Origin of the sequence: Lentzea albida, assembly GCF_900111005.1 — a bacterium.
In the GTDB taxonomy this organism is placed as follows: domain Bacteria; phylum Actinomycetota; class Actinomycetes; order Mycobacteriales; family Pseudonocardiaceae; genus Lentzea; species Lentzea albida.
The window spans coordinates 393,064-413,948 of sequence record NZ_FOFV01000006.1 but is presented as its reverse complement, the minus strand read 5'-3'; the positions used below and the strand labels follow the sequence as shown (position 1 = coordinate 413,948).

At 67.7% G+C, this 20,885-nt stretch carries 17 protein-coding genes; 14 read left to right on the top strand and 3 right to left on the bottom strand.

Features of this window, described 5'->3' with window-relative positions:
- Positions 1–65: 65 nt before the first annotated feature.
- From aceB to BMY74_RS18835, 3 genes are all read left to right on the top strand, one after another.
- Positions 66–1,550: a malate synthase A gene (gene aceB / locus BMY74_RS18845; RefSeq protein ID WP_245786213.1), complete on the top strand. Its 1,485-nt coding sequence runs from the start codon at positions 66–68 to the stop codon at positions 1,548–1,550.
- The gene (locus tag BMY74_RS18840) at positions 1,550–2,719 is read left to right on the top strand and encodes a DUF6986 family protein (RefSeq protein WP_089917608.1); all 1,170 of its coding nucleotides are present in this window, start codon (positions 1,550–1,552) and stop codon (positions 2,717–2,719) included. The genes aceB and BMY74_RS18840 overlap by 1 nt, the downstream gene beginning before the upstream one ends.
- 74 nt (positions 2,720–2,793) lie before the next feature.
- Positions 2,794–3,261 carry an Imm1 family immunity protein gene (locus BMY74_RS18835; RefSeq protein ID WP_177229806.1) on the top strand — a complete coding sequence of 156 codons (468 nt, stop codon included), beginning with the start codon at positions 2,794–2,796 and terminating at the stop codon, positions 3,259–3,261.
- 5 nt (positions 3,262–3,266) lie between these two features.
- Here BMY74_RS18835 and BMY74_RS18830 read toward each other — a convergent pair whose 3' ends face one another.
- Positions 3,267–6,398 (bottom strand): NACHT domain-containing protein, encoded by a 3,132-nt coding sequence (locus BMY74_RS18830; protein ID WP_089917605.1) that lies wholly within the window; start codon positions 6,396–6,398, stop codon positions 3,267–3,269.
- A gap of 95 nt (positions 6,399–6,493) precedes the next feature.
- Between BMY74_RS18830 and BMY74_RS18825 the strand changes: the two genes are divergently transcribed.
- Entirely contained in the window at positions 6,494–7,777 is a 1,284-nt protein-coding gene (locus tag BMY74_RS18825) for an NAD(P)/FAD-dependent oxidoreductase (RefSeq protein ID WP_089917603.1), read from the top strand.
- On the opposite strand, the gene pucL is transcribed toward BMY74_RS18825, so the two are convergent.
- On the bottom strand, positions 7,704–8,582 hold the full coding sequence (gene pucL, locus BMY74_RS18820) for a factor-independent urate hydroxylase (RefSeq protein WP_089917602.1): 879 nt from the start codon (positions 8,580–8,582) through the stop codon (positions 7,704–7,706). The genes BMY74_RS18825 and pucL overlap by 74 nt on opposite strands.
- 4 nt (positions 8,583–8,586) lie before the next feature.
- A complete protein-coding gene (gene uraD, locus BMY74_RS18815; protein ID WP_089917600.1) occupies positions 8,587–9,069 on the bottom strand; it encodes a 2-oxo-4-hydroxy-4-carboxy-5-ureidoimidazoline decarboxylase in 483 nt (160 codons plus the stop codon).
- A gap of 124 nt (positions 9,070–9,193) precedes the next feature.
- On the opposite strand from uraD, the gene BMY74_RS18810 reads away from it, so the two are divergent.
- The 10 genes from BMY74_RS18810 (at position 9,194) to BMY74_RS18765 (ending at position 20,874) form a co-directional block, all read left to right on the top strand.
- Complete coding sequence (locus BMY74_RS18810) at positions 9,194–9,940, top strand: hydroxypyruvate isomerase family protein (protein WP_089917771.1); 747 nt, start codon at positions 9,194–9,196, stop codon at positions 9,938–9,940.
- Entirely contained in the window at positions 9,937–10,794 is an 858-nt protein-coding gene (locus tag BMY74_RS18805) for an NAD(P)-dependent oxidoreductase (RefSeq protein WP_089917598.1), read from the top strand. Before BMY74_RS18810 ends, BMY74_RS18805 begins: the two co-directional genes overlap by 4 nt.
- 3 nt (positions 10,795–10,797) lie before the next feature.
- A complete protein-coding gene (gene gcl / locus BMY74_RS18800) occupies positions 10,798–12,498 on the top strand; it encodes a glyoxylate carboligase (protein ID WP_089917596.1) in 1,701 nt (566 codons plus the stop codon).
- Positions 12,495–13,499 carry a glycerate kinase family protein gene (locus BMY74_RS18795; RefSeq protein ID WP_089917593.1) on the top strand — a complete coding sequence of 335 codons (1,005 nt, stop codon included), beginning with the start codon at positions 12,495–12,497 and terminating at the stop codon, positions 13,497–13,499. The genes gcl and BMY74_RS18795 overlap by 4 nt, the downstream gene beginning before the upstream one ends.
- A gap of 5 nt (positions 13,500–13,504) precedes the next feature.
- Positions 13,505–14,794, top strand: coding sequence for an allantoinase AllB (allB, locus tag BMY74_RS18790; RefSeq protein ID WP_089917591.1), 1,290 nt, complete (start codon positions 13,505–13,507; stop codon positions 14,792–14,794).
- Complete coding sequence (gene alc / locus BMY74_RS18785) at positions 14,791–15,783, top strand: allantoicase (protein ID WP_089917589.1); 993 nt, start codon at positions 14,791–14,793, stop codon at positions 15,781–15,783. Before allB ends, alc begins: the two co-directional genes overlap by 4 nt.
- Before the next feature lie 45 nt (positions 15,784–15,828).
- Positions 15,829–17,331 (top strand): alpha/beta hydrolase, encoded by a 1,503-nt coding sequence (locus BMY74_RS18780; protein ID WP_089917587.1) that lies wholly within the window; start codon positions 15,829–15,831, stop codon positions 17,329–17,331.
- A 71-nt stretch (positions 17,332–17,402) separates the two neighbouring features.
- Entirely contained in the window at positions 17,403–18,935 is a 1,533-nt protein-coding gene (locus tag BMY74_RS18775; RefSeq protein WP_089917585.1) for an alpha/beta fold hydrolase, read from the top strand.
- Between the two features lie 260 nt (positions 18,936–19,195).
- Positions 19,196–20,539 (top strand): ammonium transporter, encoded by a 1,344-nt coding sequence (locus BMY74_RS18770; protein WP_089917769.1) that lies wholly within the window; start codon positions 19,196–19,198, stop codon positions 20,537–20,539.
- On the top strand, positions 20,536–20,874 hold the full coding sequence (locus tag BMY74_RS18765) for a P-II family nitrogen regulator (RefSeq protein ID WP_089917583.1): 339 nt from the start codon (positions 20,536–20,538) through the stop codon (positions 20,872–20,874). The genes BMY74_RS18770 and BMY74_RS18765 overlap by 4 nt, the downstream gene beginning before the upstream one ends.
- Positions 20,875–20,885: the final 11 nt, after the last annotated feature.

The following is a 20,885-nucleotide window of genomic DNA, read 5'->3' as shown; positions in this document are numbered from 1 at the left end:
CCCGTTGCAGTTCCGCAATGCAAAAACTATAGTCCACACAGCAAAACCGAGAGAGGTGGATCCAGGTGCAGGTCCTGACCGAAGAGGCTCTTGAGTTCGTCGCGAAGCTGCATGAGGCGCACGCCGCCCGCAGGGACGAGTTGCTCGCTCTTCGCAAGGAGCGCCGGCCCCTCGGGTTCCTGCCGGAGACGCAGGACGTGCGGGACGGCGAGTGGCAGGTGGCTCCGGCGCCTGAGGCACTGCGTGATCGGCGCGTCGAGATCACCGGGCCCACCGAGCGGAAGATGACGATCAACGCGCTCAACTCGGGTGCGAAGGTGTGGCTCGCGGACCTCGAGGACGCGAACACGCCGCACTGGGACAACGTCGTGCAGGGACAGGTGAACCTGTACGAGGCGGCGCGCGAGACGATCGAGTTCACCTCGCCGGAGGGCAAGGAGTACAAGCTCAAGGGCGGGCCGTACCCGACGATCGTCGTGCGGCCGCGCGGGTGGCACCTCGACGAGCGCAACCTCCAGTTCGGCGGCAGGAACGCCGTGGGTGCGCTGGTGGACTTCGGGTTGCACTTCTTCCACAACGCCGAGATCGGCAAGCCGTACTACTACCTGCCGAAGATGGAGTCGCACCTCGAAGCGCGGCTGTGGAACGACGTCTTCACGACGGCGCAGAAGCTCAAGGACGTGCCGCACGGCACGATCCGGGCGACGGTGCTGATCGAGACGATCCCCGCCGCATTCGAGATGGAGGAGATCCTCTACGAGCTGCGCGACCACGCTTCGGGGCTCAACGCCGGTCGGTGGGACTACCTCTTCAGCGTCATCAAGTACTTCCGTGACGCGGGCGCGGACTACGTGCTGCCGGACCGCAACAGCGTCACGATGACGGCGCCGTTCATGCGCGCGTACACCGAGCTTCTGGTGAAGACGTGCCACAAGCGCGGGGCGTTCGCCATGGGTGGCATGGCCGCGTTCATCCCCAACAGGCGTGATCCCGAGGTCACCGAGAACGCGCTGCGCAAGGTCCGCGAGGACAAGACGCGCGAGGCGAACGATGGTTTCGACGGCTCGTGGGTGGCGCATCCTGATCTCGTGCCGATTTGCCGGGAGATCTTCGACGGGGTGCTGGGCGACCGGCCGAACCAGATCGACAAGCAGCGTCCCGAGGTCAGCGTGACGGCCGAGCAGTTGCTCGACTTCAAGTCGGCGGGCGGCGCGGCGACGCGGGCCGGGCTGGAGGGCGCTGTCGACGTCGGCGTGCGCTACATCGCGTCCTGGCTGGGCGGCAACGGCGCGGCGGCGATCCACAACCTCATGGAGGACGCGGCCACCGCGGAGATCAGCCGGTCGCAGATCTGGCAGTGGGTCAACAACAAGGTCGTGCTCGACGACGGCACGCAGGTCACGCCGGACGCGGTGCGCGAGGTGCTCGCGCGGGTCGGTGGGGAGCTGGAAGGCCCGCACGTCGCCGCGGCCGTCGAACTGTTCGAGCAGGTCGCGTTGTCCGAGGACTTCGTGGACTTCCTGACGCTGCCCGCCTACGAGCGCATCTGATGTATCGAACATCGCTGTCCCCTGAGGACGTCGCGCGCGTGACCGCGCGTCTGTCCGATGTGGAACGCAGCTTCCCGGTGGGCCGTCAGCCCGTGCACACGTGCTACGTGCCCGCCGGGCGCATCATCGGGTCCACGATCGCCGACTGGGGGCGCGTGGCCCTGGAGTCGATCGAGCCGGACCTGCTCCCGCCGCTGCCGAACGGCGTGCTGGAACGGGTCCAGGCGAAGCTCCGCCGGGAGCCGGTCGAGGACCTGCGGATCGACTTCGAGGACGGCTACGGCGCGCCCGAGGACGACGTCGAGGACATGGACGCCGAGAGCACGGCGATCCTGTTGTCCCGGTGGATCGCCGACGGCACGGCGCCGCCGTCGTTCGGGCTGCGGATCAAGTCGTTCGACAACGCCGAACTGCGCGAGCGCGGCCTGCGGACGCTGGACATCTTCCTGACGGCACTGGGAGAGGTGCCGCCGGGTTTCGTGATCACGTTCCCCAAGGTGACGTCGGTCGAACAGGTCGAGGTCTTCGGTGAGGTGCTCGACCTCTTCGGCGGCGATCTGAGGTTCGAGATCCAGGTCGAGACGACCCGGTCCGTCGTGGACTCCCAGGGCAGGCTCGCGATCCCGCGGTTCATCGAGGCGGGCCGCGGCCGGGTCACCGGGCTGCACTTCGGCACCTACGACTACACGGCGGACTGCGGGCTGTCCGCCGCGCAGCAGCACCTCGCCCACGGCGCGTGCGACTTCGCCCGGCACGTGATGCAGGTGTCGACGGCGGGCACGGGCGTGCGGCTGTCCGACGGCTCGACCAACGTCCTGCCCGTCGGCGACCAGAAGCAGCTCGGCTGGGACACGCACTACCGGCTCACCCGGCGTTCGCTGGAACACGGCTTCTACCAGGGCTGGGACCTCCACCCGGCACAACTGGTGACGCGCTACGCCGCCGTCTACGCCTTCTACCGCGAAGGCCTGGAGGCGGACGCGGCACGGTTGAAGTCGTACGTGCAGCACATCTCCGGCGGAGTGCTGGACGAACCGGCGACAGCTCAGGCACTCTCCGCGTTCTTTCTCCGCGCGGTGGACTGCGGTGCGCTCGATCCGGTGGAGGTGCAGGCCGCGACGGGTCTGGACGAGTCAGCGCTGCGGGGGCTTGTAACCCGATCGAGCTGATCGGGGCGTCATCCGTTCGTGTGGTTCTGTCCATGGTTGTCGAATGTTCCCGGCGATGGGTGCAGGGTGCTCGCATGAGCATGCGAGCCGGCCTCTGGACCGGCCTACCCGACCTCGACTCCGCGGAGCACAAGTACCAGGTCGTGGCGTGCGAGGCGGACGTCGACACGGTGATCAGGCTGCTCGGCAGGCCCGAGTGCAACGACGGGTCGCTCGACCACTTCGGCCGCGACCTCACCCCCGAGGGCGAACCGGACCACAACGTCGTTCTCGCCGTCCGCGGCGCGTGGGGCTACATGTACTTCGTCGACAACGCCTTCATGGGCTGGCCCAAGGGGTCGCCGGAAGCGCCGTACGTCAACGAGAAGTACACGGACTTCCCGCCCGGTGTCGGTGTTCCGCTCGACCTGTACCGGCAGCTGCTGATCGAGTTCATGGTCACCGGCGAACGGCCGACGGGCGTCGGCTGGTACAGCGAGGCCGACCTGTTCCACTCGTGGCGCGACCAGCAGATGTCGTTGCGCACGAGGGAAAACCACTGAAGGCCTCAACTCGTCACGGGTGGTGGAAGTTCTTCAACGCTAACTCGAAAAGATTCGTTGGCGGCGACCACGGCGACGCAGGCCTTGACGCTAGCGCTGTCCGCATCTTGTGTCTTCGACGCCTGCAAGCAGTCTCTTGTAATCGTCGACGACCGGTCGCTCAAATAATGGATCTTCACTTCCGATGGTCGGCCGGGCAGCAGGCTTAGTTTCATTGCGTCGGACTGCTCCACCATCACCTCCGCAGTGCCACACCGCGCGAGTTCGTCAAGCATCGGGCCGGTCGGATGCGCCGATCGCAGATCGAGCACCGATCTGGTGCTACGTGCTTCCCCGACCTCCTCGCAGGACGGCAAGGTCGATCTCGCAGGCGACTTATCCAGAAAGGCCCTGGTGACGACATTTCGGCGTTCCGTCGCGTGCTCCCTCAGTTCCATGTCATTCAAGCCGACGATCTTGAGGCTCGCGTCAGGCCGCGACCAGTCAAGGTCGAGGCCCACCGCGGCGACACTTCGGTAAGTGTTCCTGGTGATCTCACCCGTGAGCCAGATGTCCTCGATGTACAGGTCGATCAACGCGGCGGCCTCCTTTCCTTCGCTGTCCTCGAGATCGGCGTAGATGAAGCCGATCTCGAGGGAGCCTTCGGTCACCTGCTGAGCGGCGGCAACTCCGGTGAAGACCTCATGGCGCTTGGCCGATCTGATCTCGTCGAACTCACCGATGATCAACACCGGTCCGTGACTCGGCGTGCCCGTGCCTGCCATCTTCGGCAACCTGGCCCTGATGTCGGCCAGAGCCGGTGCGCTGTCCGTCCCTTGTGCCAGGGTTTCCCACTTGTTTTCGGGCACGTAGTGGAAGCAGCCGGTGTTCCTGTCTTTCTCGACCCGAATCATCGGAGAGCCGATCCAGATGCGTTTCGCGCTATCGCAGGCTTCGGGTCTCCCGGACCACGCGGCAGTTGCCGCGACCACGACCATCAGCGCCACCGATCCCGCTAGCGTCCTCCGCAACCACGGGCGATGGTGCAGCGGTGGGTAGTTCACGGCCGTCGACACGAGTCGCTCCTGCAACAGGATGTGTCCGAATTCGTATGCCACACCGCTTCGTCGCAACAGACCTCGTTGTGTCGCATCGGTGACGAACCGACCGAGCCGCCACGGCAGTTTGCGGGTGCAGGCGAGTTTCACTTTGGCTGCCAGCAGTCGCGGCCAGGAGCGGGATGATGCCAGCATGAGCGCGGACAGAACCGTGATGAGGGCGCCGCCCTTCACCAGCAAGTCCCAGTTCAAGGACGATGCCGGTGGTTCCGGGCGGAAGACCGTCGGGAAGTCGAGTGTGGAGGCGAACCACTGCCCCAGATGGGTGCCGTAGGACATGGAGGTGGTCGTGATGACGATGCTGAGTGGACCGATGACCAGCCCGGCGATGACGGCAGCGACGAACGTCGACACCCGCTCCCGTCTTAGCAGTTCCCGTGCGGCGTGAGCTGTGTGTTTCGCCGTCGACCACTCCACCATCATCTCGTGCAGCCCTACGACCACCCCATGCGCCAGGGCCAGCGCCAGAATCGCGCATGCCTCGGAGGACGTCTCCATGACGTCGCGAAAACCTTCGGACGCGGTGACGATCGACAGACTGATGAGGAACAGCCCAGGCAGAAGAACCGCGACCGTGCCTATGACCAGGCCTCGTTTGAATCCGCGTGAACGGCTGTTCCGGACGGGTTGTCGCCTCCCAGGGACCTGGCGCCTGCTGGCCAGCCAGACAGAGGCCATTACCGTGCCGAAGACGAGGATGAACAACGGTTCCAACTTGAGCAGTTTGGCCACGGTGTTGGACAGGAATGCCGCCTCGGACAACCACAGCGCAACTACCAAGGCGAGCGCTACCAGCAGGTGGCCGCCTTCGACGTTGCGGAAAGCGACTTGCCACCAGGTGACGCTCCGTTCGTCGTGGTCGTGCATGTGACGAGCGAGGTACGTGAGCCAGTTCTTGCCCTGCTCGGCGGACCACTGGCCGGACAACGGCTCCTCGGGGTACGCGGTGTTCAGCCTCAGGTCGACAAGATGGTCCTCTACAGCGTGTTTGCTGGAGAACTTGGTCTGGTCGATGAGTTCGGCAGGGTCCCGATATTCGTAGACCGCTGTGAAGAAAGACAGCATCAGCGGTGTGCGCAACGCATCGGCGACGTGACCTTTAGGGTGCTCCTTCACGTGGGCTACGACTTCCTGCCACGCCGGCACGTCTCTCAATTGGTTGACCAGGTCCGGGGTGGCAACCGGTTGTACCTCGACGGCGGGGACGCGCAGCAGCTCAGGTGACCCGCCTGCTACTACCTCTTCGTAGTCGGCGGTTCGGCACGTCACCACTACCGGGCGGACTCCTGTGATGGCGTCGTTGATGCGGCGGACAGCGAGACGTCTGAGGTGTTCTGGCAGTTCGTCGAGACCGTCGAGCACTGGGATGAGGCGCCGGGCAGTTAGCAGCGCCTTGGGTATCCGTTGGTCACCGCCGTAGTAGGCGCTCGCGATGGTGCCGACGGTCCACTCGTCCAACGTCTCGACTACGGGGTCCCAGGACGACAACGTGAGGAAGACCGCGACAGGTTCACCTTCGGTCCACCTGCGCAGCAAGCCCACCGTCAGCGCGAGAGCGAGAAAGGTCTTGCCAGACCCAGGCTCGCCGAGGACGACCATCCGATGCTTGCCAGGCAGCCGCTGGAAGGCGTCGGCGAGTTGCGTCGCGGCTTCGTCCGAATCGCCGTCGAACCTGCCGTCGAGCTGTGACGAGTCAGTGCCGGACCGGCTACGTTCCTTCCACTCCAGCGGAATGGTCTGAGAATGGGGGGAGTGCTGGATACGGCGCTGGACCTCGGGCTCCCACTGTTCTAGCAGCCTCATTTGGAGGTCTTTCACCGCGGCGTCGACCTGTGGTGGTGAGGTCTGTGCGCGCACGCGGTCGATCACCAGTAAGAAGAACGTGACGATTGTGACGAGCCCGGCGACGATCCCCAGGGCGGCGTTGCCGTCCTGCCACTTGAAAAGGACAGCCGTGACGGCCAAGCCGACGATGGCGAGCAGCACGAGGTTGCGAGTGGTCCCGAGCAATTTGCGCCGCGACTTGCCGGGTTCGGTCATGCCCAGCAGATCGTGGCCTTGAATCCGGCCGTTAGCGACCGTGAGGTTCTTTCCATCTCGCCCGGAAACATCCAAGGCTGAGGTTGAATGGCCTCATGAAGGCCGTGGTGATGGGCGGGGGAATCGCCGGCTTGCTGGCGGCGCGCGTGCTGAGCGAGTCGCACGAAGTCGTTGTGCTGGAACGGGACGAGCTCACCGACGAGGCCGAACCGCGCGCTGGTGTGCCGCAGGGCAGGCACGTGCACGGGCTGTTGGTGCGCGGCGGTGAGCTGCTGGAGGAACTCTTCCCCGGTCTCCGCGAGGAGCTCGTCGAGGCCGGCGCGGCACTCGCCGACGCGGGCGACATGCGGATCCTCAACCCGCAGGGCTGGTTCGCCCGCACGCCCATCGGGTTGCCGCTGCTGTCGCTGAGCCGCCCGCTGCTGGAGACCCGCATCCGGCGGCGGGTGACGGCCGAGATCAGGCAGGGCGTGCACGTCACCGGGCTGTCTTTCCGCGACGGGCGGGTCGACGGCGTGCTCACGCGTGACCACGGCAAGATCGACGCGGATCTCGTGGTAGACGCGTCCGGCAGGTCGTCGAAGCTGCCCGCCTGGCTCGCGGACGTGGGGATCACCGTGCCGGAGCCCGAGGTGGTCGACTCGCGCACCGGGTACGCGACGCGGATCTACACCGCGCCGGAGGACTTCCCCGTGGTGTACGCGGAAAGCCTGTCCGCGCCGAGCCTGCCGCGGGGCGTGGCCGCGATGCGCGTGGAGGGCGACCGGCTGATGGTCACCGCGCAGGGCGCCGCCGGGGACCACCCGCCGCGCGACCTCGACGGGTACCAGGAGTTCCTCGACTCGTTGCGGGTGCCGATCTCGGAGATGCTGCGGGACGCCGAACCTCTCACGCCCGTCTACCTGTTCGCCCGCACGGCCAGTCGCCGCAACGCCTTCGAGGCGATCGGGAACTGGCCGGGCGGGCTGGTGGCGGTCGGGGACGCGGTGTGCGCCTTCAACCCCGTGTACGGGCAGGGCATCACCGTCGCCGCGATGGAGGCGCTGTTGTTCCGCCGGCACGACGACTTCAGCGCCCAAGGGTGCCGCGCTTTCCAACACAAGGTCGCGAAGACCGCGAACGGCTCGTGGGCCCTGTCCAGCAACGCCGACCGCGGCTGGGTCGAGGACAGGCGCCGCGGTGTGCTCGGCTGGTACATGAAGAAGTGGCAGGTCGGGATCGTGCACGACCCCGACCTGTTCCGGCGCTTCGTCCGGGTCGTGCACATGGTCGCCTCGCCGGCGAGCCTGTTCAACCCGGTCGTGTTCAGAAGGCTGGCAAAGTACTCCAGGCAAGCCCCGCGTCCGGGGCGTCGTCCCGCAGGATCGAGCCCTCAATGAGCCCGTACGGGCGGTCCGCGGCGTAGAAGACCTCGTTGTCGTTCTCCAGGCCGAACGCGCTCAGGTCCACCAGGAAGTGGTGCTTGTTCGGCATGGAGAGACGTACCTCGGCGACCTCGGAGCGCGCGTTCAGCACGGCCTCGCCCATCGCGTACAGCGTCTGCTGCAACGACAGGGAGTGCTTGTCCGCGAACGTCTTCAGCATGATCGAGCGGATCTCGGTGAACGACTTCGCCCAGTCGACGTCCGTGCCCGCGTACCGCCAGCGAGCCGTCACCGACGTCGCCAGGATGCGGTCGTTCGTCTCCTTCAACGTCGTGTACGGGTCCTTCGGGTAGCCGTGGAACTCCGATCCGGTCGACTTCAGCACCACGAGGTCTCGCACGCCCGACACGACCCACGCCTGCGACCCTTCGATCGTCACGGCGGTGGTGCGCTTCTCGTTCGACCCCTGCGCGAACGCGTGGTCGTGGCCGTCGATGCGGTCCCACGCGTGCTCGTCGATCAGGATGCGCGCGCCCGTGATCGGCTCCTGCGAGCCGACGAAGTGGCGGCCGAGGCGCAGCGCGAAGTCCTCGATCTCCCCGACCGGCGCCTGCTTGGCGAAGGCGTAGACGGTGTTCTTCTGCGTGTCGGTCGCGAGCACCTTGGCGTTGTCGCCGGTGAGGTGCGTGTCCGCGAGGTCCCCGCGCAGCGAGGTGCTGACGGTCAGGTCTTTGATCGTGTGCACGGAACCGTTGCGCGACACCGTGACGAGGCGGTTCTCCGCCTTCCCGTACTGGTTGGGGCCCAGGACGATGGCCATGAAATCAGCTCCCGATCAGCTTCTGCAGCCGCAAGGCGGCGATCTTCGCGAGTTCGTCGTTGACGACGCGGAGCTCGACGTCCGGCGGGTTGTCCATGCGCCTGGACAGGTCGTCGAGCATCTCCGCACCGCTCAGGCCGGTCGCGCACACCAGGTAGATGTGCCCGAACCGATCCTCGTACGCGGCGTTGGCGGCCGCCAGGCGATCAGCCTGGGAAGCGTCCACACCGGACTGTTCGGACCGCGACCACCTCGCCGACACCCCACCTGTCTTCTGTCGTTCGCCGATGCGCGGGTGCCCGGCGATCGCGCCGAGCACCTCCTCGTCGGAAAGTCCTTGTGCGGCAACCGAAGAAGCCGCGAGGAGAGCATCCACCGACGCGTAGGGCCTGCCTGCCACCACGGCGTCGATCCAGCGGGGCACCGCGAGGCACTCGGTGAGCAGTGGACGGAGTTCGGCCTCCGGGGCGCTGTTGAAGCTGTCCACGGTTCTCCAAGTTTCTACATCGCGGAATTGAACTTCCACATTCTTGACCCGGGCTGCTCGGGATGTCTAGTGTCTCCGTAGTACGAAATTCTACTTCCGCAATGTGGAAGGAACGGGTCCGGAGATGTTCGACGCAAACCTGTCCATGCTCTTCACGGAACTGCCGTTGCTGGAGCGCCCGGCCGCCGCGCGGGCCGCCGGGTTCGACGCGGTCGAGATCTGGTGGCCGTTCGCGGACGCCGTACCCGAGACGCGCGAGATCGAGGCGTTCGAGAACGCGATCGTCGATGCGCAGGTGCGCCTGGTCGGCCTGAACTTCTACGCGGGCGACATGCCCGCGGGGGACAGGGGCCTCGCGAGCTGGCCCGGCCGCGAGACGGAGTTCCGCGCGAACGTCGAGGTCACCGCGGCCATCGCGGGCCGGCTCGGCTGCCGCACGCTCAACGCGCTGCACGGCAACTTCGAGACCACCGCGCAGACCGTCTCCAACTACCGCTTCGCCGCCGACGTCGCGGCGGAGATCGGTGCGCAGGTCGTCGTCGAACCGCTGAGCGGCGCGCCGCAGTACCCGATCAGGACCGCCCACCAGGCGTTCGAACTGATCGACGAGATCGACCGCGGCAACGTGAAGCTGCTCGCGGACCTCTACCACCTCGCCACGAACGGCGACGACCTCGACCTCCTCGCCGACCACGTCGACCGCATCGGTCACGTGCAGATCGCCGACGCTCCCGGACGTGGTGAGCCCGGCACCGGCGAGCTCGACCTCTTCGGGCACCTCGCGAAGCTCCGCGCGAACGGCTACAGCGGTTTCGTCGGCGCCGAGTACAAGCCCGTCACCCACTCCTTCGCTTGGAGGGACAACGCATGACCAGGATCGGTTTCATCGGGCTCGGCATCATGGGCAGCCCGATGGCGGCCCACCTCGTGGCCGCCGGGCACGACGTGACGGGGTTCGACCTCAGCCCGGCCTCGCTCGAGAAGCTCGTCGCCGACGGCGGCAAGGCCGCGTCGTCAGCACAAGAGGCCGTGAGCGGCGCCGAGGTCGTCATAACGATGCTGCCGAACCACCCGCAGGTCGAGGCCGTGATCGACGAGGTCACCTTCGACGACGGCACGCTGCTGATCGACATGAGCACGATCCGCCCGTCCACCTCGATCGACATCGCGAAGAAGCTGACGAACGTCCGCGTGCTCGACGCACCCGTGAGCGGCGGCCAGACCGGCGCGGTCCAGGCGTCGCTCAGCATCATGGTCGGCGGCGACGAGGCCGACTTCGCCGCCGCCCGGCCGTTCCTGGAGGTCGTCGGCAAGACGATCGTCCACGTCGGGCCGCACGGCGCCGGCCAGGTCGTGAAGGCCGCGAACCAGCTGATGGTCGGCGGCATCTACGCCCTCGTGGCCGAGTCGATCGTGCTGCTGGAAGCGAGCGGCGTCGACCCGAAGGCGGGCCTCGACGTGCTCGCGGGCGGTCTCGCGGCGAACCGGATCCTCGACCTCAAGCGCGAGTCCATGATCGCGCGCGAGTTCCAGCCGGGCTTCCGGATCGACCTGCACCACAAGGACATGGGCATCGCACTGGACGCGGCACGGGCCGCCGACGTCGCGCTGCCGGTCACCAACCAGATCGCCGCGCTGGTCGCGGCGGCACGTGCGCAGGGGTACGGGTCGCTCGACCACTCCGCGCTGCTCAAGGTCATCGAGAACTTCGCGGGAAGGGCCTGACAGATGCCGAAGATCCCAGTCATGCAGGCGGTCGTCGAGGTCCTCAAGTCCGAGGGCATCGACGTCGTGTTCGGCTGCCCCGGCGCCGCGATCCTCCCGCTGTACAAGGCGATGGAGTCCGACGGCGGCATCGAGCACCTCATCGTGCGGCACGAGGAAGGTGCCACGCACATGGCGGACGGCTGGTCGCGCACGACCGGCAACGTCGGTGTCGCGATCGGCACGTCCGGCCCGGCCGGCACGAACATGATCACCGGTCTCTACACCGCGCAGGCCGACTCCGTGCCGATCCTCTGCATCACCGGCCAAGCCGCGGTCTCCAAGCTGCACCAGGAGGCGTTCCAGGCCGTCGACATCGTCTCGATCGCCGCGCCCGTCACGAAGTGGGCGGTGCAGGTCAAGGAAGCCGCGCAGATGCCGTGGATCTTCCGCGAGGCGTTCCGGATCGCCCGCTCCGGCCGTCCCGGCCCGGTCCTGATCGACCTGCCGATCGACGTGCAGAAGCAGGAGATCGAGTGGGACTCCTCGATCGACGAGCCGTTGCCAGTGCAGAAAAGCGCGCCGAGTGACGCACGGGTCGAGCGCGCGCTGGAGATGCTGCTGGCCGCCGAACGTCCACTGCTGCTCGCCGGTGGCGGCGTCATCCTCGGCGAGGCGTCCGCCGAGCTGCTGGAGCTGGCCGAGTTCCTGCAGATCCCGGTCCAGGCGACGCTGATGGGCAAGGGCGCGCTCGACGAGGACCACCCGCTCTACGCGGGTATGACCGGCATCCAGACCTCGCAGCGCTACGGCAACGCGTCGTTCCTGGAGTCCGACCTGGTGCTGGCGCTCGGCGCGCGGTTCGGCGACCGGCACACCGGTGACCTCGCCATCTACCGCGGCGACCGGAAGTTCATCCACGTCGACGTCGAGCCGACGCAGATCGGCAAGGTCTTCGGGCCCGACCTCGGGATCGTCGCGGACACCAAGCTCTTCCTGAAGGCCCTGCTGGACAAGGCGAAGCAGCACGGCCCCCGGGACAAGGGCGCGTGGGTCGAGCGGTGCCAGGAGCTCAAGCGGACGCTGTTGCGGCGCGAGGACTTCGACACCGTCCCGGTCAAAGCGCCACGCGTGTTCAAGGAGATCAACGAGTTCTACGGCCCGGACACCTACTTCGTCACGGCCATCGGGCTGTACCAGATCTGGTCGGGCCAGCACCAGAAGGCGCACCGGCCGCGGCACTACCAGGTCTGCGGCCAGGCCGGTCCGCTCGGCTGGGAGATCCCGGCGGCGATCGGCGTGAAGAAGGCGCGTCCGGACGCGGAGGTCGTCGGTGTCGTCGGCGACTACTCGTTCCAGTTCCTCGTGGAGGAGCTCGCGGTCGGCGCCCAGTACGACGTGCCGTTCGTGCTGATCATGCTGAACAACGAGTACCTCGGCCTGATCCGGATGGCCGAGGACCACGGTGGCTACGACATGAAGTACGAGGTCGACATCCACTACGACACCACGGGCTCGGACAACGTGAAGATCATGGAGGCCTACGGCTGCTCCGGCGTCCGGGTCGCCGATCCCGGCGAGATCCGCACCTCCCTGGAGTGGGCGCGCAAGGAGGCCGACCGCACGCGGCGGCCCGTGCTCGTGGAGATCATGATCGAACGCGAGGGCAACACCGCGAACGGCACGTCGATCGCCGCGATGAAGGAATTCGAGCCGCTGCCGTGAGTCACGTCGTCGTCGCGCCGGACAAGTTCAAGGGATCGCTCACCGCCCCGCAGGTCGCCGCCGCCGTCGCGCGCGGCCTGCGGGAGGCGGTCCCGGACGTGGACGTGCGCCTGCTCCCGGTGGCCGACGGCGGCGACGGCACCGTCGACGCCGCCGTCGCCGCCGGGTTCCTGAAGGTGGGGCGCTGGGTCGCCGGACCGCTCGGCAAGCCGGTGCCCGCGTCGTTCGCCGTCCGCGGCACGACCGCCGTGGTCGAGGTGGCCTCGGCCGCCGGGCTGACGTTGCTGGAGCGGCCCGCCCCGCTGAACGCCACCAGCCACGGCGTCGGTGAGCTGCTCAAAGCCGCCCTGGACGTCGGCTGCACCACGATCGTGCTCGGGCTGGGAGGCAGCGCGTGCACCGACGGCGGCGCGGGCATGCTGGAGGCACTCGGCAAGACGTCGTTCGAGGGCATCGACCTGGTGCTCGCCTCGGACGTGGACAACCCGCTGCTCGGGCCGTCCGGTGCCGCGGCGGTCTACGGGCCGCAGAAGGGCGCCTCACCCGAACAGGTGGAGGTCCTGGAGGCGCGGCTCGCGGACTTCGCTTCGCGGATCGGGCCGGAGCACGCGTCACGACCGGGGGCCGGTGCGGCCGGCGGGATCGGGTTCGCCGCACTGGCGGTGCTCGGCGCGCGGTTCCGGCCGGGCATCGAGGTCGTGCTGGAGCTCGCCGGGTTCGCCGAGGCCGTTCGCGACGCGTCGCTGGTCATCACCGGCGAGGGGTCGCTGGACGCGCAGACCCGCCACGGCAAGGCCCCGTACGGCGTGGTCAGGGCCTCGGGTGACGTGCCGGTGGTCGCGGTGGCGGGCCGGTGCTCGGTCGAGCCCGGTGACCTGGGGCTGAAGGCCGCCTACGCGTTGCTGGACGTCGAACCGGACGTCACGCGGTGCATGGTCCAGGCCGATTCGCTTCTCACCGTTCTAGGCGGTCGCATCGCCCGCGACTGGGTGTCACAGTGAGGGACATGGACCTGGTCTTCCGCGCCCGCAGGGTCGTGACCCCGCAGGGCGAGATCGCGTGCGACGTCGGTGTCGTCGACGGCAGGATCGTCGCCGTCGAACCGCACATCGACTCGCCGAACGTCGTGCACCTCGCGGACGACGAGGTGTTGCTGCCCGGCCTGGTCGACACGCACGTGCACGTCAACGACCCGGGCCGCAGCGAGTGGGAGGGCTTCGCGACGGCGACCCGCGCCGCGGCCGCCGGCGGCGTCACGACGATCATCGACATGCCGCTCAACAGCATCCCGCCGACGGTCGAGGTCGCCGCGCTGGAGATCAAGCGCAAGGCCGCGGCGAAGGTGTCGGTGGACGTCGGGTTCTGGGGCGGCATCATCCCCGGCAACCTCGCGGACCTGAAGCCGTTGCACGAGGCCGGCGTCTTCGGGTTCAAGTGCTTCCTGCTGCACTCGGGCGTGGACGAGTTCCCGGCCGTGACCACGAGTGAACTCGAAGCCGCGCTGCGGGAGTTGGCGACGCTCGACGCGTTGACGATCGTGCACGCCGAAGACGCGCACACGGTTCGTGACTCCGAACCGGACTACGCGGGCTTCCTGGCGTCACGGCCGCGTGAGGCCGAGAACAAGGCGATCAGCGACGTCGTGGAGCTGACCCGCAGGACCGGCGCGCGGACGCACGTCCTGCACCTGTCGTCGTCGGACGCGCTCTCGATCCTGAGCGCCGCCAAGCGGGAGAGCCTGCCCATCACCGCCGAGACCTGTCCGCACTACCTCACCTTCACGGCGGAGGAGATCCACGACGGGCAGACGGAGTTCAAGTGCTGCCCGCCGATCCGCGAGCAGGAGAACCGCGAGGCGCTGTGGCAGGGCCTGCGCGACGGCGTGATCGACCTCGTCGTCAGCGACCACTCGCCGAGCACGGTCGAGTTGAAGGCGGGTGACTTCGCCACGGCGTGGGGCGGTATCGCGTCGCTGCAGCTCGGTCTGCCGGCGGTGTGGACGGGCGCGCGGGAACGCGGCTTCCAGCTCACCGACGTCGTCCGCTGGATGGCGACGCACCCGGCGCGCCAGGTCGGGCTGGAGACCAAGGGCGCCATCGAGGTCGGCAAGGACGCGGACCTCGTGGTGTTCGCGCCGGACCAGACCTTCGTGGTGGACAAGAACGCGCTGCACCACCGCAACCCCGTCACGCCGTACCACGGTCGCTCGCTGCACGGCGTCGTGCGGCAGACGTGGTTGCGTGGCAAGGAGATCGGCACGACCCAAGGCAAGCTGCTCAGAAGAGGAGAAGCATGACGGAGTGGACTCGGCTGCCGGACCTCGCCTCGCGCGCGGCCGGTGGAGGTGTGGTCTGGGCGAACGACGAGCTGTTCGCCGAGCGGGAGAACCTGATCAAACCCGCCGAGCCGGTCTACCAGACCTACACCTTCGGCCACAAAGGCCAGGTCTACGACGGCTGGGAGACCCGCCGCCGCCGTGAACCGGGCGTCGACCAGGCCGTGGTCAGGCTCGGCATGCCCGGTGTCGTGCGCGGGGTCGTCGTCGACACGGCGTTCTTCAAGGGCAACTACCCGCCGTTCTGCTGGGTCGAGGGCGCGCACGCCGACGGCTACCCGTCCGCCGACGAGATCACGGACTGGTTCCCGCTGGTCGAACGCACGGCGTTGAAGGGCGACGAGAAGCACTTCTTCGACGTGAAGGAAGGCCGTCGCGTCACGCACGTACGGCTGACCATCGACCCGGACGGCGGTGTGGCTCGTCTGCGCGTGCACGGCGAACCGCTCGCGGACCCGCGTCTGCTCGTGGCCGGCATCGACCTCGCCGCGCTGGAGAACGGCGCCGTCGTCACCGGGTGCAGCAACATGTTCTACAGCTCGCCCAACAACCTCATCGCGCCTGGTCAGGCCACGGTCATGGGCGAGGGCTGGGAGACCGCGCGCCGCCGTGACGACGGCAACGACTGGGTGTCGCTCCGGCTCGCCGCCCCCGGCGTCGTGCGGCTGGTCGAGCTCGACACCAGCCACTTCAAGGGCAACGCGCCGGGCTGGGCGTCGGTGCGCGGCTGTGACGAGCGCGCGGACCCCGACACGTGGTTCGACCTGCTCCCGCGCACCCGGCTGCAGCCCGACACGCGGCACCGGTTCCTCGTGCCCGAGACGGAGGCGACGGCCGTCCGCCTCGACATCTACCCGGACGGTGGCATGGCGCGGCTGCGGGTCATCGGCACGCTCACGAACGATGGCGTGTCACGGCTTGAGAAGGTCTGGACCACTACGACCAGCTGATGGCAGCGTTCCTCCCTCAAGATCCGTTGCACAGGGAGGAAATCCATGCGGCTACGCGTTTTCGGCGCCGTGCTGGTGAGTTCGGTGTTGTTGGTGGGGACGGGACAAGCCGTCGCCGCTCCGGAACGGGGAGCCGGCTCGATCGCCTGGCAGCCCTGTGCCGAGGCTCAGGCGATCGAGTGCGGCTTCCTGGAGTTACCGGTCGACCACGCGAGACCGAAGGGCGAGAAGTTCCCGCTCGCGGTGTCCCGGCGCAGGGCGAGCGACCCGTCGAGGCGCATCGGGGCGATGATCATCAACCCCGGCGGTCCCGGCGGGTCGGGCGTCGAGTTCTCCTTCGCCGCCGAGGGCGTCTTCAGCAAGGAGATCACCGACCGGTTCGACGTCATCGGCTTCGACCCGCGCGGTGTCGCCCGGTCCGCGCCGATCAGGTGCTCGGCGGACGTGCTGGCGCGGCAGCCGTCGCTCTACCCGAAGAGCAGGGCCGAGTTCGACGCGGTGGTCGCGTACAACAGGGAGTTGCGAGCGGACTGCCGCAAGAACACCGGCGCGCTCTTCGACCACGTCTCGACGACGGACGTCGCGCACGACATCGACGCCATCCGGCGCGCGCTGGGCGAGAAGAAGATCAACTACTTCGGCGTCTCGTACGGCACGTTCATGGGCCAGCAGTACGCGGAGCTGTACGGCAGGAACGTCCGCGCGATGGTGCAGGACTCCGTGGTGGACCACAGCCTCGGCACCTGGAGGTTCATCGAGACCCTGTCGCGCGGCGTGGCCGGCGTCTTCGACGAGTGGGTGAAGTGGAGCGACCGCACGCCGTCGTCGCCGTTCCACGGCAGGGACCTGCGGGCCGTCTGGCGTGGTCTGCTCGCCAAGGCCGACCGCGGTGAGCTGAAGGACGCGCAGGGCGACGTCGTGACGGCCGAGGCGCTCGGTGCGCTCGTGCAGGGCACGGGTTACCTGCCGGAGTGGCAGTGGCTCGCCGAGCACACCGCGGCGCTGGAGCAGGGCGACCCGGTGCAGGCCGGCGCGTTCGCCAAGACCGAGCTGGTCGAGTTCCCCGCCGTCGCCGTCTTCTGCGACGACTGGAACCTGCGCATTCGCTCGTGGGGCGAGTACCAGGCCGTCCACGCGATGGACGTCCGCCTCTCGCCCGACACCCGCGGCAACGCGCTCGGCCACACCTTCCTCGTGGCGTGCGCCGGACTCCCGAAGGCCTCGAACCCGCAGCGGCCGCTCACCATCAAGAACGCGCCGAAGATCCTCATGACCAACTCGAGGTACGACCCGGCCACGGTCTACGAGTGGGCGGTCAACGCCCACCGGCAGACCCGTGACACCACGGTCTTCGTGACCTACGAGGGCTGGGGCCACGTGGTCTACGAACGCAGCGAGTGCACCAGGAAGATCAACGACGACTACCTGCTGTCACTGAAGCTGCCGCACGACGGAACCCGGTGCGCCGCGGTGGAGCCAATCGTGTCGGCCAAAACGACTAACAGGCCGTGGTTGTCCGACCACGGTCTGATTCGCATCCCTACCTAGGACGGTTGTCCGCGTCACACGATCGGTGGAAGCGTTCCTCCCGCAAGTTCGGGGATCTAGGGAGGAATTCCATGCAACCGATGGTGCGCGTCTTCGGCGCCGCGATCGCGAGTTCCGCATTGGTTCTAGGTGCGAGTCAGGTCGCGATCGCGGCTCCGGAAGGGCAGCCGGAGTTCAACGTCGGCGCGGTCGACTGGAAGCCGTGTGAAGAGGTGCCGGCGGTCGAGTGCGGTTTCCTCGAGCTGCCCGTCGACTACGCCAAGCCGAGAGGCGAGAAGTTCCAGCTGGCCGTGTCGCGCCGCAAGGCGAACGACCCGGCGCAGCGCATCGGCGCGATGGTGATCAACCCCGGTGGACCGGGTGGGTCGGGCGTCGACTTCTCCTTCGGCGCCGACCGCTACTTCAGCAAGGAGATCGTCGACAAGTTCGACATCATCGGGTTCGACCCGCGCGGTGTCGCCCGCAGCGCGCCGATCAAGTGCTCGGCGGAGCTGCTGCAGAAGACGCCGTCGAGCTACCCGAAGACCAAGGCCGAGTTCGACGCGCTGGTCGTGTTCAACAAGGAGCTGCGCGCGGACTGCGAGAAGCAGACCGGCGCGATCTTCAACCACGCCTCGACCGCGGAGGTGGCGCAGGACATCGACTCCATCCGCCGCGCCCTGGGCGAGAAGAAGATCAACTACTACGGCATCTCGTACGGCACGATCATGGGCCAGCACTACGCGGAGAAGTTCGGCAAGAACATCCGCGCCATGATCATCGACTCCAACATGGACCACAGCCTCGGCACGAAGGCGTTCCTCGACTCCGAGGCGCGCACCGCCGAGGACTCGTTCAACGAGTGGATCAAGTGGAACGACCGCACCACGTCGTCGCCGTTCCACGGCCAGGACCTCCGCAAGATCTGGAAGGACCTGCTCGCGAAGGCCGAGCGCGGTGAGGTGCCGGCCCCGTGGGACCCGGCCGCCAAGCTGACGCCGGAGGACCTCGGCGGCGGTGTGGTCAGCATGGCGTACGGCCCCAACTGGAAGGGCTTCGCCGACCAGATCAAGCAGATCATCGACGGCACGCAGGCGCCGAAGTCGGCGTTCTCGGCCTTCGCGGCCGAGGAGACGTTCCCGAATCCGTTCCCGGGCATCTTCTGCAACGACTACAACCTGCGCGTGAGCTCGTGGGGCGAGTACCAGGCGCTGACGAAGTCGGAGTACCGGATCGCGCCGAACACCCGCGGCTCCTCGCTCGGCCACGGCGCGATGATGGGCTGCGTCGGGTTCCCGAAGGCCACGAACCCGCAGCGCACGCTGAAGATCAAGAACTCGCCGAAGATCCTGCTCACCAACGCCAAGCACGACCCGGCGACGGCGTACGAGTGGGCGGTCAACGCGCACCGTCAGACCCGTGACACCACCGTCTTCGTGACCTACGAAGGCTGGGGCCACGGCGTCTACGACCGCAGCGAGTGCACCCTGAAGATCAACAACGAGTACCTCGTGTCGCTCAAGCTGCCGCGCAACGGCACCTCGTGCGCCGCCGTCGAGCCGGCTGAGACCTCGGTCCTGTCCGTGAAGCCGCGCGTCCCGGCGGGCCCGTTCTCGATCGCGTAACAAGTCAGATCGCAGTCCGCGTCCCCCGGTGAGCGCACCGGGGGACGCGGTTCGCCCGCGTCATGCGGAAGGGTGAGACCGCGGGCTACTCCTGGTCACCGCTCCGGTGCCGTGAGGTGCCCGAATCGAGGCCGTGAACGGCGTGAAACGCGGACGTAACACGTCCAGGTCGACAGTTCACCTCCGCGAAACGTTCTGCGTAAGCGCGTGAAACAGGACATACCGATGCTCCCTGCAACCGACGTGCAGTGGAGGTCGAAGTGGATACAGGGGACACCGCCTGGGTGCTCACCAGCGCCGCATTGGTGCTGCTGATGACGCCGGGCCTTGCCTTCTTCTACGGAGGCATGGTCCGTTCGAAGAGCGTGCTCAACATGATGATGATGAGCCTGGGCGCGATGGCCGTGGTCGGTGTCCTGTGGGTGCTGTTCGGGTACTCGACGGCATTCGGCGCGGACGTCGGCGGAGGCCTGCTGGGCAAGCCGTTCGAGTTCTTCGGCCTCAACGGGCTGCTGGGCGCCGACTCGCTGTCGGGCAAGATCCCGAGCACCGTGTTCGTGGCGTTCCAGGCCATGTTCGCGATCATCACGGTCGCGCTGATCTCCGGCGCCATCGCCGACCGCGCCCGCTTCGGCCCGTGGCTGCTGTTCGCGGGTCTGTGGGCGACGATCGTCTACTTCCCGGTCGCGCACTGGGTCTTCGACTTCGACGGCAAGGACGAGGCCGGCAACGTCATCGACCCCGGCGGCTGGATCGCCAACAAGCTCCTCGCGATCGACTTCGCCGGTGGTACGGCGGTGCACATCAACGCCGGTGCCGCGGGTCTCGCCCTGGCGCTCGTGCTCGGCAAGCGCGTCGGCTGGCCGAAGGAGCCCATGAAGCCGCACAGCCTGCCGCTGGTCGTGCTGGGCGCCGGTCTGCTGTGGTTCGGCTGGTTCGGCTTCAACGCCGGTTCGGCCCTGGGCGCGAACGGCACCGCCGGTGTCACGTTCATCAACACGCTGGTCGCCACCTGTGCCGCGATGCTCGGCTGGCTGCTGACCGAGCGCATCCGCGACGGCAAGGCCACCACCCTCGGTGCCGCGTCGGGCGTCATCGCCGGCCTGGTCGCCATCACCCCCGCCTGTTCCGCCGTCACCCCGATCGGCGCCATCGCGATCGGCGCGATCACCGGTGTCCTCTGCGCTCTCGCCGTGTCGCTCAAGTACCGCTTCGGCTTCGACGACTCGCTCGACGTCGTCGGCGTGCACCTCGTCGGTGGTCTGTCCGGCACGATCCTGATCGGCCTGTTCGCCAGCGAGGCGGCCCCGGCCAAGATCAACGGCCTGTTCTACGGCGGCGGCGTCGACCAGCTCTGGCGCCAGGCGGTCGGTGCCTTCGCGGTCCTCGGCTACTCGTTCGTCCTGAGCCTGGCCCTCGGTTACCTGGTGAAGTTCACCGTCGGGTTCCGGGCCACCGAAGAGGCCGAGGTGGCGAGCATCGACGAGTCCGAGCACGCTGAGCGCGCCTACGAGTACGGCAGCCTCACCAGTGCGCGTGGCACCGGCAAGCCGAGCGTGGCCGCGGGCGCCACCGCGGTCCTCGAGGGGAGCAACAAGAAATGAAGCTGGTCACCGCGATCATCAAGCCGTTCACGCTCGACGACGTGAAGGGCGCCCTCGAACAGCTCGGGGTGCTGGGCATGACCGTCAGCGAGGTGCAGGGCTACGGCCGCCAGAAGGGTCACACCGAGGTCTACCGCGGGGCCGAGTACTCCGTGGACTTCGTGCCCAAGATCAAGATCGAGGTCGTCATCGACGACACCGCCGTCGAGAAGGTGCTGGAAGCGGTCGTCGAGGCCGCCCGCACCGGCAAGATCGGTGACGGGAAGGTCTGGGTCACTTCGGTCGACACGGTCGTGCGCGTGCGCACGGGCGAACGTGGATCGGATGCGCTTTAACCAATAGGAGA

Bases quoted from the DNA above. Each gene is read 5' to 3' on its own strand.
- BMY74_RS18825 (WP_089917603.1), top strand. From the start codon at position 6,494: ATGAAGGCCGTGGTGATGGGCGGGGGAATCGCCGGCTTGCTGGCGGCG.
- alc (WP_089917589.1), top strand. From the start codon at position 14,791: ATGACGGAGTGGACTCGGCTGCCGGACCTCGCCTCGCGCGCGGCCGGT.
- BMY74_RS18780 (WP_089917587.1), top strand. From the start codon at position 15,829: ATGCGGCTACGCGTTTTCGGCGCCGTGCTGGTGAGTTCGGTGTTGTTG.
- BMY74_RS18775 (WP_089917585.1), top strand. From the start codon at position 17,403: ATGCAACCGATGGTGCGCGTCTTCGGCGCCGCGATCGCGAGTTCCGCA.
- allB (WP_089917591.1), top strand. From the start codon at position 13,505: ATGGACCTGGTCTTCCGCGCCCGCAGGGTCGTGACCCCGCAGGGCGAG.
- BMY74_RS18805 (WP_089917598.1), top strand. From the start codon at position 9,937: ATGACCAGGATCGGTTTCATCGGGCTCGGCATCATGGGCAGCCCGATG.
- pucL (WP_089917602.1), bottom strand. From the start codon at position 8,582: ATGGCCATCGTCCTGGGCCCCAACCAGTACGGGAAGGCGGAGAACCGC.
- BMY74_RS18830 (WP_089917605.1), bottom strand. From the start codon at position 6,398: ATGACCGAACCCGGCAAGTCGCGGCGCAAATTGCTCGGGACCACTCGC.
- BMY74_RS18810 (WP_089917771.1), top strand. From the start codon at position 9,194: ATGTTCGACGCAAACCTGTCCATGCTCTTCACGGAACTGCCGTTGCTG.
- BMY74_RS18765 (WP_089917583.1), top strand. From the start codon at position 20,536: ATGAAGCTGGTCACCGCGATCATCAAGCCGTTCACGCTCGACGACGTG.
- BMY74_RS18840 (WP_089917608.1), top strand. From the start codon at position 1,550: ATGTATCGAACATCGCTGTCCCCTGAGGACGTCGCGCGCGTGACCGCG.
- BMY74_RS18835 (WP_177229806.1), top strand. From the start codon at position 2,794: ATGAGCATGCGAGCCGGCCTCTGGACCGGCCTACCCGACCTCGACTCC.
- gcl (WP_089917596.1), top strand. From the start codon at position 10,798: ATGCCGAAGATCCCAGTCATGCAGGCGGTCGTCGAGGTCCTCAAGTCC.